Source organism: Streptomyces sp. NPDC043996 (assembly GCF_056435225.1).
This window is the reverse complement of sequence record NZ_JBWKEY010000002.1, coordinates 764,732-777,576: the sequence shown is the minus strand read 5'-3', so window position 1 is coordinate 777,576 and position 12,845 is coordinate 764,732. Positions and strand designations below refer to the sequence as shown.

Here is a 12,845-nt window from a genome sequence, read left to right as displayed (position 1 = left end):
GGAGGCACCCCTTTCGTCTCCCCTCATTCCGGGATCGTTCCGGACCCTTCCGGGCCCAGTTGAAGGAGTTCACATGCGGCGTGGCATAGCGGCCACCGCACTGGTCGCCGCCCTGACGATGACGGCGGCGGCGTGCGGCGGCGACGACGGCGACGGCGGCAAGAAGAGCGGCGGCAAGCTGTCCGGAACCGTCACGTTCTGGGACACCTCGAACGACGCCGAGAAGGCCACGTACGAGAAGCTCGCCAAGGGCTTCGAGGACCTGCACCCCGGGGTGAAGGTCAACTACGTGAACGTGCCGTTCGGCGAGGCCAACGCCAAGTTCAAGAACGCCGCGGGCGGCAACTCCGGTGCCCCCGACGTGATGCGCACCGAGGTCGCCTGGGTCGCCGACTTCGCCAACCTCGGCTACCTGGCCCCGCTGGAGGGCACCCCCGCCCTCGACAAGCCGGGCGACTTCCTGCCGCAGGCCGCCGCCAGCACCAAGTTCAAGGGCAAGACCTACGCGGCCCCGCAGACCATCGACACCCTCGCGCTCTTCTACAACAAGAAGATGCTCAGGGACGCGGGCGTCGAGGTCCCCAAGACCTTCGCCGACGTGAAGTCCGCCGCCAAGAAGATCAAGTCGAAGTCCGGCAAGACCGGTCTCTACCTGCGCGGCGACGACCCCTACTTCTACCTGCCCTACCTCTACGGCGAGGGCGGTGACCTCCTCGACACCAAGAAGAAGGAGGTCACCGTCGACGACGCCGAGGGCGGCAAGGCCTTCGAGGTCATGAAGGACCTCGTCGACTCCAAGGCCGCCGTCACCGACGCGAGCGACGGCTACAACAACCAGCTGAACGCCTTCAAGGACGGCGACGTCGCCATGGCGCTCGACGGTCCCTGGTCCATCGAAGGCGCCCTGCAGGGCAAGCAGTTCAAGGACGACAAGGCCAACCTCGGCGTCGCCCCCGTGCCCGGCGGCAGCGCCCGGCAGGCCTCGCCGCAGGGCGGCTGGAACCTCGCCGCGTACGCCGGTTCCAAGAACCTCGACGCCAGCTACGAGTTCATCAAGTACATGAGCTCGGCGAAGGTGCAGCAGCAGACCACCGAGAAGCTCAGCCTGCTGCCCACCCGCTCTTCCGTCTACGCGGCGAAGTCCGTCAAGGGCAACCAGATGGTGCAGTTCTTCAAGCCGGCCGTCGACAAGTCCGTGCAGCGGCCCTGGATCCCCGAGGCCAACTCGCTGTTCGAGCCCATCCGCCTGGAGATGCAGAAGGTGCTCAGCGGCAAGACCTCGCCCGACGACGGCGCCGGGAACATCGGCGACGCCTACCGCAAGCTCCTCAAGGACTACAAGTAGCGATGGCTGTCGAGAGCGGCCCCCGGGCCGCCGCGGCCGCGGACGCCAAGCGCGTCCGCGGCCGCGGCCCCCGCGCGGACAAGAACCCCGGACGCCTGCGCAGGGCGCTGAGCACGCACTGGTACGCCTGGGCCATGGTCGCCCCCGTGGTCGCCGTCATCGGCGTCATCGTCGGCTACCCGCTGCTCCGCGGCGTCTATCTGTCGACGACGAACGCCAACGAGGCCAACGTCGAGCGCACCATCGGCGTCAACCACATCCCGGCGACGTACGAATCGGTCGGCCTGGACAACTACAAGACGATCCTCGACGACGGCGTCTTCTGGGACCGCCTCACCTGGACCGTGGTGTGGACGGTGTCCTGCGTCGCCCTGTCGTTCGCGCTCGGCCTGGTCCTCGCCAACCTGCTCAACCGCAAGCTCAAGGGCCGCTCCCTCTACCGGATGGCGCTCATCCTGCCCTGGGCGGTGCCCGCCTTCGTCTCCGTCTTCACCTGGCGGCTGCTCTTCAACGAGAAGAACGGCGTCCTCAACAAGGTCCTCGAAGGCGGCGGCTTCGACGCCGTCCCGTGGCTCAACGACCCCACCTGGGCGAAGCTCTCGGTGATCGCCGTCAACGTCTGGCTCGGCGTGCCGTTCATGCTCGTCGCCATGCTCGGCGGCCTCCAGTCCATCCCCGGCGAGCTCTACGAGGCCGCCGAGATGGACGGCGCGAACGCCTGGCAGCGCTTCCGCCACATCACCCTGCCCGGCCTCAGGCCCGTCGCCACGACCGTGGTCCTGATCAGCGCCATCTGGACCTTCAACATGTTCCCGGTGATCTTCCTGCTCACCCGGGGCGGCCCGGGCGACGCCACCGAGATCCTGGTGACGTACGCCTACCGCCTGTCCTTCGTCGTCAGCCCCCGCGACTTCGCCGGGTCCGCTGCCTGGGGCGTGCTCATCCTGCTGCTCCTGACGCTCTTCGCGGTGGTCTACCGCCGCGCGCTCCGCAAGCAAGGAGACGTGTGGTGACCCTGCGCAACAGCAAGCCGCGGCCGCGCGGCGAGCGCGGACCGCTCGCCTCCGTCGCCCTGCACACCACCCTGCTGATCGCCAGCCTCATCGCGGTCCTGCCGCCGCTGTGGCTGGTCGTCACCTCCTTCAAGCCGCAGAGCGAGGCGTTCTCCACGGCCCTGGTGAAGGACTTCACGTTCGGCAACTACGACCACGTCCTGAACGACACCAAGTTCCTCGACTGGGTCGGCAACTCCCTGTTCGTCGTCGGCCTGACCACGGTCATCGGCGTGTTCATCTCCGCGACCACCGGGTACGCGGTCAGCCGGTTCAAGTTCCCCGGCATGCGACCCCTGATGTGGCTGCTGCTCATCACGCAGATGTTCCCGGTCGCCGTGCTCATCGTGCCGCTGTACAACCTGCTCGCGCGCCTGGAACTCCTCAACCAGCCCATGGGCCTGGTCCTCACCTATCTGACGATCGCCGTGCCGTTCAGCGCGTGGATGATGAAGGGGTACTTCGACACCATCCCGGTGGAGATCGACGAGGCGGGCCGCGTCGACGGACTCAACCCGTTCGGCACCTTCTGGCGGCTCATCCTGCCCCTGGCCAAGCCCGGCCTCGCCGTCACCGGCTTCTACAGCTTCATCACCGGCTGGGCCGAGGTCGCCTACGCCTCCGCGTTCATGACGGGCGAGGAGAACCTCACCCTCGCGGGCGGCCTGCAGACCTTCGTCAACCAGTACACCAGCGACTGGGGCTCGCTCACGGCCGCCGCCGTGATCGTGGCCGTGCCCGCCGCCGTCATCTTCGGCCTGGTGCAGCGCCACCTCGTCTCCGGCCTGACCGCCGGTGCCACGAAGTCCTGACCCCCGCCCCGCCCCTTCGCCTCCACCTCACAGGGAAGACATGACCCAGCATCTCGCTGCCTCTGCCGCCCCCGCCTCCGGTACGCGCACGGACTGGTGGCGCGGCGCGGTGATCTACCAGGTCTATCCGCGCAGCTTCGCCGACGGCGACGGCGACGGCATGGGCGACCTGGCGGGCATCCGCGCCCGCCTGCCGTATCTGAAAGACCTCGGCGTCGACGCCGTCTGGCTCAGCCCGTTCTACGCGTCGCCGCAGGCCGACGCGGGCTACGACGTCGCCGACTACCGCGCCATCGACCCCGTGTTCGGCACCCTCCACGACGCCGACGCCGTGATCCGCGACGCGCACGGCCTCGGCCTGCGCGTCATCGTCGATCTCGTGCCGAACCACTCCTCCGACCGGCACGACTGGTTCCAGCGCGCCCTGCGCGAGGGCCCGGGGTCGCCGCTGCGGGAGCGCTACCACTTCCGTACCGGCAAGGGCGAGCACGGCGAACTGCCGCCCAACGACTGGGAGTCCATCTTCGGCGGACCCGCCTGGACCCGCACCGACGACGGCGCCTGGTACCTCCACCTGTTCGCCCCCGAGCAGCCCGACTTCAACTGGGACCACCCCGCCGTACGCGACGAGTTCCGCTCCATCCTGCGGTTCTGGCTCGACATGGGCGTCGACGGCTTCCGCGTCGACGTCGCGCACGGCCTGGTCAAGGCCCCGGGGCTGCCCGACATCGGCCGCGCCGACCAGCTGAAGCTGCTCGGCAACGACCGCATGCCGTTCTTCGACCAGGACGGCGTGCACGAGATCTACCGCAGCTGGCGGCGCATCCTCGCCGAGTACGGCGACGAGCGCGTCCTCGTCGCCGAGGCCTGGACGCCCACCGTCGAGCGCACCGCCCTGTACGTGCGGCCCGACGAAATGCACCAGGCCTTCAACTTCCAGTACCTGGGCACCCACTGGGACGCCGCCGAGCTGCGCGCCGTCATCGACTCCTCGCTCGCCGCGATGCGCCCCGTCGCCGCCCCCGCCACCTGGGTGCTCTCCAACCACGACGTCACCCGGCACGCCACGCGCTTCGCCAACCCCGCCGGGCTCGGCACCCAGCTGCGCACCCCCGGCGACCGCGCGCTCGGCCTGCGCCGCGCCCGCGCCGCCAGCCTCCTGATGCTGGCCCTTCCCGGCTCCGCCTACCTCTACCAGGGCGAGGAGCTCGGCCTGCCCGACGTCACCGACCTGCCCGACGAGGCCCGCCAGGACCCCTCCTTCCACCGGGCCCAGGGCCAGGACGGCTTCCGCGACGGCTGCCGGGTGCCGATCCCCTGGACCAAGGACGGCTCCTCGTACGGCTTCGGCGACGGCGGCAGCTGGCTGCCGCAGCCCGAGGGCTGGGGCGAGCTGAGCGTGCAGGCGCAGACCGGCGACCCCGCATCGACCCTGGAGCTGTACCGCGAGGCCCTGCGCGTGCGCCGCACGCGCCCCGAGCTCGGAGCGGGCGACGCGATCGAGTGGCTCGACGCGCCCGAGGGCGTCCTCGCCTTCGGCCGCCCCGGGTTCGTGTGCACCGCGAACACCACCGGCGCGCCCGTGCGCCTGGCCGCCCCCGGCCGACTGCTCCTGGCCAGCGGCGACATCGAGGCGGCTGGCGCCGACGTCGAGCTGCCGGCGGACACCACCGCCTGGTGGGCGGTGTGACCCACGCCCCGCCGCGGGACGCCGACCGAGGCGCCCCGCGGCTCGCGGACATCGCCGCGCAGGCCGAGGTCAGCGAGGCCACCGCGAGCCGGGTGCTCAACGGCAAGGCGGGGGTGGCCGCCGCCACCCGGCGGCGCGTCCTCGCCGCGCTCGACGTCCTCGGCTATGAGCGTCCCGTGCGCCTGAAGCGCCGCAGCGCGGGCCTGGTGGGCCTGGTGATCCCCGAGCTCACCAACCCGATCTTCCCGGCGTTCGCGCAGGTCGTCGAGCAGGTACTCGCCGGGCACGGCTACACGCCGATGCTCTGCACCCAGCTGCCCGGCGGCGCCACCGAGGACGAGCTGGTCGAGCAGCTGGAGGCGCGCGGCGTCAGCGGCATCGTGTTCCTCTCCGGGCTGCACGCCGACACCACGGCCGACCCCGGGCGCTATCTCGAACTCGCGGGCCGCGGCGTGCCGTTCGTCCTCATCAACGGCTACAACCCGCACCTGCCCGTCTCCTTCGTCTCGCCCGACGACCGGGCCGCGGTGCGGATGGCGGTGCGCCACCTCGCCGACCTCGGCCACGAACGGATCGGCCTCGCCATCGGACCGAGCAGGTACGTGCCCTCGCGGCGCAAGGCGGAGGGGTTCGCGGCGGCGCTGCACGAGCGCTTCGGCCTGGCCCGGGAGGAGGCCGAAGCGCTTGTGCGCAACACGCTGTTCACCGTCGAGGGCGGGCACGCCGCCGCCAGCGCGCTGCTCGACGCCGGCTGCACGGCGGTGGTGTGCGGCAGCGACATGATGGCGCTCGGCGCGGTCCGCGCGGCCCGCCAGCGCGGCCTCTCGGTGCCCGGTGACGTATCGGTGGTCGGCTTCGACGACTCACCGCTGATCGCGTTCACCGACCCGCCGCTGACCACGGTCCGCCAGCCGGTGCAGGCGATGGCGTCGGCGGCCGTGGGCGCCCTCCTGGAGGAGATCGACGGAAACCCCGTGCAGCGCACGGAGTTCGTCTTCCAGCCCGAGCTCGTCGTGCGCGGCTCCACGGCGGCGCCGCCGCGCGCGTGAGGGATGTCAGCCGTGTGACGTGAGTGTGTCCGAAGGGTTGACCGGGGTTGTTGAGCGCCGTACGGTCACGGCGCAAACAGCGTTGCAAGTTTTCTGCAACAACATTCAACTCCTCGGGAGGCCCCGTGACATCCCCACGCAGCGGTGCGCGCAGCGGACGGACAGGCGCCGCGGCGGCGGCCCTGCTGATGGCCGTCGGCGGCGGCGTGGTCCTCACGGGCCCGCCCGCGCAGGCCGCGCCGCCCGGAGCCAAGGACGTCACGGCCGTCCTCTTCGAGTGGAAGTTCACCGCCGTGGCCAAGGAGTGCGCAAGCCGCCTGGGCCCGGACGGCTACGGCTACGTCCAGGTGTCGCCGCCGCAGGAGCACATCCAGGGCCCCCAGTGGTGGACCTCGTACCAGCCCGTCAGCTACAAGATCGGTGGACGGCTCGGTGACCGGACCGCGTTCACGAACATGGTGAACACCTGCCACAAGGCGGGCGTGAAGGTCGTCGTCGACACCGTCATCAACCACATGGCGGCCGGTGACGGCACCGGAACCGCCGGCTCGGCGTATACGAAGTACGGCTACCCGGGTATCTACTCGCGCCCCGACTTCGACAACTGCACCTCGGCGATCGGGGATTACCGCAACCGCTTCGACGTCCAGGAGTGCGAGCTCGTCGGCCTCGCCGACCTCGACACCGGCGAGGAGTACGTGCGCGGCCGCATCGCCGCGTACCTGAACGACCTGCTGAAGCTCGGTGTGGACGGCTTCCGCGTGGACGCGGCCAAGCACATGGCCGCCGACGACCTGAAGAACATCAAGGCGCGGCTCACCGACCCGAACGCGTACTGGAAGCAGGAGGCCATCTTCGGCGCGGGGGAGGCCGTCTCGCCGAACGAGTACCTGGGCAACGGCGACGTCCAGGAGTTCCGCTACGCCCGCGACCTCAAGCGGGTCTTCCAGAGCGAGAAGCTCGCCTATCTGAAGAACTACGGCGAGGGCTGGGCCTACATGCCCTCCGACAAGTCCGCGGTGTTCGTCGCCAACCACGACACCGAGCGCGGCGGCGACACCCTCACCTACAAGGACGGCGCCGACCACACGCTGGCGCACGTGTTCATGCTCGCCTGGCCCTACGGCTCCCCGGACGTCCACTCGGGCTACGAGTTCACCGACCGCGACGCCGGTCCGCCCGGCGGCGGCCAGGTGAACGCCTGCTACACCGAAGGCTGGAAGTGCCAGCACGCCTGGCCGGAGGTCCGGTCCATGGTCAAGCTGCGCAGCACCGCGCGGGGCACCGGCGTGACCAACTGGTGGGACGACGGCGACGACGCGATCGCCTTCGGCCGTGGCGACAAGGCGTACGTCGTCCTCAACCACGAGGCGGCGGCGCTGAACCGCACCTTCCAGACCTCGCTCCCCGCGGGCGGCTACTGCGACGTGCAGAGCGGCCGGAACGTCACCGTCGACGGCTCGGGCCGGTTCACCGCGTCCGTCGCCCCGAACACCGCCCTGGCCCTGCACACCGGGGCGAGGAGCTGCTGATGTCCCGCTTCCCGCTGGCGGCCTCCCTGACGCTCGCCCTGCTCGCGGCCGCCGTCCCCCTGTCGTCCGGGGCGTCGGCGGCGCCCGGCGACGCGGCCCTTGACCTCACGAAGTCCCGGGCACAGTGGATAGATCGTTCTACTCTGGCGTGGGACATCTCCGGCCAGGACGCCGAGGTCTTGTACGCCCGCGACGGCGGCCTCACCACGGACGGCGGCGAGGTGCGCGGCCCGGCCCGCCGCATCCGCCTCGATCCCGTCCCCGGCGGCCTCAACCCCGCGCAGCGCGCGGCGTACCCGCAGCTGAAGGAGTACGCCGCCTACCGCGTCGACCCGCGCGACCAGGGCCGTGTCCGCACCGCGCTGACCGGCCAGCTCGCGGCGGTCGCGCGCGCCGCCGACGGCAGCGTGCGCGCCGCGAGCGGCGTGCAGACCCAGGGCGTCCTCGACGACCTCTACGGCCGCGCCGCCGCCAAGGCGCGCCTCGGCCCGGTGTTCCGCGACGGCCGCCCGACGCTCGCCGTCTGGGCGCCGACCGCGCACGACGTACGGCTCGAACTCGGCGGCCGCACCGTGCCGATGCGCCGCAACCAGGCCACCGGCGTGTGGTCGGCGGCCGGGGAGCGCGACTGGCGGGGCAAGGCGTACCGGTACGTGGTCAAGGTGTGGGCGCCCAGCGTCCAGAAGGTCGTCACGAACAAGGTCACCGATCCGTACGCGACCGCCCTGACCACCGACTCGCGGCGGAGCCTCGTCGTCGACCTGCGCGACCCCGCGCTCGCGCCCAAGGGCTGGAAGACCTTGCGCAAGCCGTCAGCTGTCCCGCTGCGCGACGCCCGCGTCCAGGAGCTGCACATCCGCGACTTCTCCATCGCGGACCGCACCGCCCGACACCCGGGCCAGTACCGGGCGTTCACCGACACCCGCTCCGCGGGCATGCGGCACCTGCGCGCGCTGGCCGACGCCGGGACGTCGTACGTCCATCTGCTGCCCGCCTTCGACTTCGGCACCGTCCCCGAGCGCCGCGCCGACCAGGCGCGTCCCGGCTGCGACCTGCCGTCCGCGCCGCCCGACTCCGAGGCGCAGCAGGAGTGCGTTGGCGAGACCGCCGCGAAGGACGGCTACAACTGGGGCTACGACCCGCTGCACTACACCGTCCCCGAGGGCTCCTACGCCAGCGACCCCGAGGGCACCCGGCGCACCGTCGAGTTCCGCGAGATGGTCCAGGGCCTTGCCCGCGCGGGCCTGCGCACCGTCATGGACGTCGTCTACAACCACACGGTGGCCGCGGGTCAGGACGACAAGTCGGTCCTCGACCGGATCGTGCCGGGCTACTACCAGCGCCTGCTCGCCGACGGGTCCGTGGCCACGTCCACGTGCTGCGCGAACACCGCGCCCGAGAACACCATGATGGGCAAGCTCGTCGTCGACTCGGTCGTCACCTGGGCCCGCGCCTACAAGGTCGACGGCTTCCGCTTCGACCTCATGGGCCACCACCCCAAGGCGAACATCCTGGCCGTCCGCGAGGCGCTTGACGCCCTGACCCCGGCCGCGGACGGCGTCGACGGCAAGAAGGTCATCCTGTATGGAGAGGGCTGGAACTTCGGCGAGGTCGCCGACGACGCCCGCTTCGTCCAGGCCACGCAGCGGAACATGGCGGGCACGGGCGTCGCCACGTTCTCCGACCGGGCGCGCGACGCGGTGCGCGGCGGCGGCCCCTTCGACGCGGACCCGCGCGCGCAGGGCTTCGCGAGCGGCCTGTACACCGACCCCAACTCCGCGCCCGGACAAGGCGACCGCGCGCAGCAGCGGGCCCGCCTCCTGCGCTACCAGGACCTCATCAAGGTCGGCCTCACCGGGAACCTGGCGGGTTACTCCTTCACGGACTCCTCGGGCCGCCGGGTCACGGGCGCGGACGTCGACTACAACGGCGCCCCCGCGGGCTACGCGGCCGCCCCCGGCGACGCGCTCGCCTACGTCGACGCCCACGACAACGAGACGCTGTACGACGCCCTCGCCTTCAAGCTCCCGGCGGCCACGTCCACAGCCGACCGGGCCCGGGCGCAGGTCCTCGCCATGGCGACCGCCACGCTCTCCCAGGGCCCCGAGCTCTCCCAGGCGGGCAGCGACCTGCTCCGTTCCAAGTCGCTCGACCGGAACTCCTACGACAGCGGCGACTGGTTCAACGCCCTCCACTGGGACTGCCGTAAGGGCAACGGCTTCGGCCGGGGCCTGCCCCCGGCCGCCGACAACAAGGACAAGTGGCCCTACGCCAAGCCCCTGCTGTCCGACCGTGCCCTCGTCCCCGGCTGCGCGGACATCAGGGGCGCGGCGGGCGCGTACCGGGACCTGCTGACGGTGCGCGCCACCGAGCCCGCGTTCTCCCTCGCGACGAGCGAGCGGGTCCAGGCGCGCCTTTCCTTCCCGCTGTCCGGCACCCCGGGCGAGACCCCCGGCGTGATCACGATGCGCGTCGATGACCTCGTGGTGGTCTTCAACGCCACCCCGAGCGCACAGGCGCAGCGCGTCGCGGACCTGGAGCGCACCCCCTACCGCCTGCACCCCGTCCAGGCCCGTGGCGCGGACGACGTGGTCAGGTCGGCGTCCTACGCCCGCGGCTCCGGCACCTTCCACGTGCCCGCCCGCACGGTGGCCGTCTTCCGGCGCGGCTGAGGACGCCGGGAGGGGCGCGCGGGGGAAAGGAGCGCGCCAACGTCGGCCGCCCGGGGCGTCGGAAATACCCCCCTGGGTATGCGATCCCTACCGCCGGGAAACCGCTGGGATACCGCTGGGAAGGAGGCGCTGTCGTGTACTTCGTCGACACCCTGGAGTTCACGGGCCTGGGCAACCGCGGCTACCTCGCCGGAGGCGCCCACGCGGCCGTCGCGGTGGACCCGCAGCGCGACATCGACCGGGTCATCGCGGCCGCCGCCCGGCGCGGCGTGCGGATCGCGTACGTGGCCGAGACCCACGTCCACAACGACTACGTCAGCGGCGGCCTTCAGCTCGCCCGCGTCTGCGGCGCCGCCTACCTGGTACCCGCGGGCGCCGCGGTGTCCTTCGCGCGGACCCCGGTCGCCGACGGCGACACCGCGGCCGTGGACGAGGACCTGGCCCTGCGGGCGGTCGCGACCCCCGGGCACACCCCGCACCACACGGCGTACGTCCTGGAGGAACGCGGCCGGGCGGTGGCGGCGTTCACCGGCGGGTCCCTGCTCATCGGCACGGTGGGGCGGCCCGACCTGGTCGAGCCCCGGCTCACCGAGCGGCTCGCCCGCGCCCAGCACGCCTCCGCGCGCCGCCTCGCCGAGGGCCTCGACGACGCCGTCGCGCTGCTGCCCACCCACGGCTTCGGCAGCTTCTGCGCGTCGGGGCGGGCCACCGCGGGAACGGCCACGATCGGCTCCGAGCGCACCCGCAACGACGCGCTCACCCAGGACGTGGACGCCTTCGTCGCCGCCCTGCTCGCCGGGCTCGACGACGTGCCCGCGTACTACGCCCACATGGGGCCCGCCAACGCCGCCGGGCCCGCGCCCGTCGACCTGACCCCGCCGCGCGCCACCGACGCCGCCGGGATCGCCGCCCGGCTCGCGGCCGGGGAGTGGGTCGTGGACCTGCGCGGGCGCGTCGCCTTCGCCGCCGGGCACGTCGCGGGGTCGTTCAACTTCGAGGGCGACGGGCAGCTCGCTACTTATCTCGCCTGGCTGATCCCCTGGGGCAAGCCCGTCACGCTCCTTGCCGAGACGCCGGGTCGCATCGCCGCCGCGCAACGGGAGTTGACCCGCGTGGGCATCGACCGCCCGGCCGCCGCGGCGACCGGTGACCCGCGCGCCTGGATCGGCGCGGGCGAGCGGCTCGCCGCCTTCCCGCACGGCTCGTTCACCGCGCTCGCGGCCGCGCTCGCCGACGCGCGCGCACACCACGGCGAGCCGGTCGTCCTGGACGTCCGCCGCGCCGCCGAACGCGCGGACGCGTTCATCGAGGGCTCGGTCCACGTCCCCGTCCACGAACTCCCCGGCCGCCTCGGCGACGTGCCCCCGGGCCCGGCCTGGGTGCACTGCGCCAGCGGCCTGCGCGCGACGATCGCCGCGTCGCTCCTGGACGCGGCGGGGCGCCAAGTGGTCCTGGTCGACGACGCGTTCGAGGCGGCTCAGGCGGCGGGTCTGCGGGTGGTGAGGGGCGGTGGCGGGCGGTGAGCACGCTGGTGGTCGCCCTGTGCGCGGGGGCCGTGGTCGGGCTCGCCCTCGGCGCGCTCGGGGGCGGCGGCAGCATGCTCGCCGTGCCCGCGCTGCTGTACGGCCTCGGCTTCACCCCGGCCGCCGCGACCACCGCCGGGCTCCTGATCGTCGCCGCCACGTCCGCCACCGCGCTGTACGCCCACGCCCGTGCGGGCCGGGTGCGATGGCGCGCGGGCGCCCTGTTCGCCGCCGCCGGAATCCCGACCGCCGCCGTGGCGGGGGCCGTGGCGGGGCGGCTTCCGCAGGCGGCCCTGACGGGGTCGTTCGCCGCCGTCGCCGCGCTCGCGGGGACCCGGATGCTGCGCCCGCCCGCGCCGCCCCGCGCCGAGCCCGCCGCCGTGCGCCCGGTCCGGGCGGCCGCCGCCGGTGCGGGGCTCGGCGCGCTCACCGGACTGCTCGGCGTGGGCGGGGGATTCCTCGTGGTGCCCGCGCTTGTGACCGTGCTCGCCTTCGGGATGCGGGCCGCGACCGGCACCAGCCTCCTCGTCATCACCGCGAACTCCCTCGCCTCCCTCGCCACCCGGGGCGGCACCGTGGGCGGCCTCGACTGGGCGGTCATCGCGCCGTTCACCGGCGCGGCGATCCTCGGCGCCTGGGACGGCCAACGCCTCGCCGCCCGCCTCTCCGGCGACACCCTGCGACGCGCGTTCGCGGGGGTGCTCCTGGCGGTGGCGGCGGCCATGGTCACGGACACGGCGACGCGACTGCTGTGACCGGTGCGGCACGCCGGGGGCGGGTGCCGTTCTGTGCGCTCGTGGGGCCTTGTCGCACCGGTGGCGCGTTCTGCGCGCGTCAGCCGCTCGCCGTCACGCCAGCGACAGGAACAGCTTCTCCAGGCGGGCCCGCATCTGGTCGCGGTCGGGCCCCTCCTGGTGTTCGGGGGCGGTGAGGCAGTGCTGGAGGCCCGTGGCGATGACGGCGAATCCGGCGCGGTCAAGCGCGCGGGACGCGGCGGCGATCTGGGTGACGACGTCCTCGCAGTCGCGGCCCTCCTCGATCATCCTGATCACGCCGGCGATCTGGCCCTGCGCCCGGCGCAGCCGGTTCACGACCGCCTTGAGCTCGTCCGCCGCCATCGTCAGTTCCACCCGACGCTCCTCGCTGTCACGCGCCCGCCGCCGCCCCGCC

The 12,845-nt window shown here is 72.7% G+C and carries 8 protein-coding genes and 2 pseudogenes; 9 read left to right on the top strand and 1 reads right to left on the bottom strand.

Annotated elements, in window-relative coordinates; genetic code table 11:
• Nucleotides 1–73: 73 nt before the first annotated feature.
• The 9 genes and pseudogenes from AC07A4_RS07395 to AC07A4_RS07355 all read left to right on the top strand — a co-directional run bounded on the left by AC07A4_RS07395 (nucleotide 74) and on the right by AC07A4_RS07355 (nucleotide 12,430).
• Nucleotides 74–1,345: an extracellular solute-binding protein gene (locus AC07A4_RS07395; RefSeq protein ID WP_478594235.1), complete on the top strand. Its 1,272-nt coding sequence runs from the start codon at nucleotides 74–76 to the stop codon at nucleotides 1,343–1,345.
• Between the two features lie 2 nt (nucleotides 1,346–1,347).
• Nucleotides 1,348–2,358, top strand: a complete 1,011-nt coding sequence (locus AC07A4_RS07390) for a carbohydrate ABC transporter permease (RefSeq protein WP_478594233.1) — start codon at nucleotides 1,348–1,350, stop codon at nucleotides 2,356–2,358.
• A complete protein-coding gene (locus AC07A4_RS07385) occupies nucleotides 2,355–3,209 on the top strand; it encodes a sugar ABC transporter permease (RefSeq protein ID WP_478594231.1) in 855 nt (284 codons plus the stop codon). The genes AC07A4_RS07390 and AC07A4_RS07385 overlap by 4 nt, the downstream gene beginning before the upstream one ends.
• A 40-nt stretch (nucleotides 3,210–3,249) precedes the next feature.
• The gene (locus AC07A4_RS07380) at nucleotides 3,250–4,899 is read left to right on the top strand and encodes a glycoside hydrolase family 13 protein (protein WP_478594229.1); all 1,650 of its coding nucleotides are present in this window, start codon (nucleotides 3,250–3,252) and stop codon (nucleotides 4,897–4,899) included.
• Nucleotides 4,887–5,948 (top strand): LacI family DNA-binding transcriptional regulator, encoded by a 1,062-nt coding sequence (locus AC07A4_RS07375; RefSeq protein WP_478594226.1) that lies wholly within the window; start codon nucleotides 4,887–4,889, stop codon nucleotides 5,946–5,948. The genes AC07A4_RS07380 and AC07A4_RS07375 overlap by 13 nt, the downstream gene beginning before the upstream one ends.
• Nucleotides 5,949–6,136: 188 nt before the next feature.
• A pseudogene (locus AC07A4_RS07370) lies at nucleotides 6,137–7,477 on the top strand (alpha-amylase); the annotation flags it as partial.
• Nucleotides 7,459–10,152: pseudogene (pulA, locus tag AC07A4_RS07365) on the top strand (pullulanase-type alpha-1,6-glucosidase); the annotation flags it as partial. The pseudogenes AC07A4_RS07370 and pulA, both read left to right, overlap by 19 nt.
• Nucleotides 10,153–10,286: 134 nt before the next feature.
• Nucleotides 10,287–11,675, top strand: coding sequence for a rhodanese-like domain-containing protein (locus AC07A4_RS07360; RefSeq protein WP_478594223.1), 1,389 nt, complete (start codon nucleotides 10,287–10,289; stop codon nucleotides 11,673–11,675).
• On the top strand, nucleotides 11,672–12,430 hold the full coding sequence (locus AC07A4_RS07355; protein ID WP_478594220.1) for a sulfite exporter TauE/SafE family protein: 759 nt from the start codon (nucleotides 11,672–11,674) through the stop codon (nucleotides 12,428–12,430). Before AC07A4_RS07360 ends, AC07A4_RS07355 begins: the two co-directional genes overlap by 4 nt.
• 93 nt (nucleotides 12,431–12,523) lie before the next feature.
• Here the strand turns inward: AC07A4_RS07355 and AC07A4_RS07350 are convergent, their stop codons facing one another.
• Complete coding sequence (locus tag AC07A4_RS07350) at nucleotides 12,524–12,805, bottom strand: metal-sensitive transcriptional regulator (RefSeq protein ID WP_478594217.1); 282 nt, start codon at nucleotides 12,803–12,805, stop codon at nucleotides 12,524–12,526.
• Nucleotides 12,806–12,845: the final 40 nt, after the last annotated feature.

What these genes read in the sequence shown, in the direction of transcription:
- AC07A4_RS07380 (WP_478594229.1), top strand. Translation starts at nt 3,250, where the DNA reads ATGACCCAGCATCTCGCTGCCTCTGCCGCCCCCGCCTCCGGTACGCGC.
- AC07A4_RS07390 (WP_478594233.1), top strand. Translation starts at nt 1,348, where the DNA reads ATGGCTGTCGAGAGCGGCCCCCGGGCCGCCGCGGCCGCGGACGCCAAG.
- AC07A4_RS07395 (WP_478594235.1), top strand. Translation starts at nt 74, where the DNA reads ATGCGGCGTGGCATAGCGGCCACCGCACTGGTCGCCGCCCTGACGATG.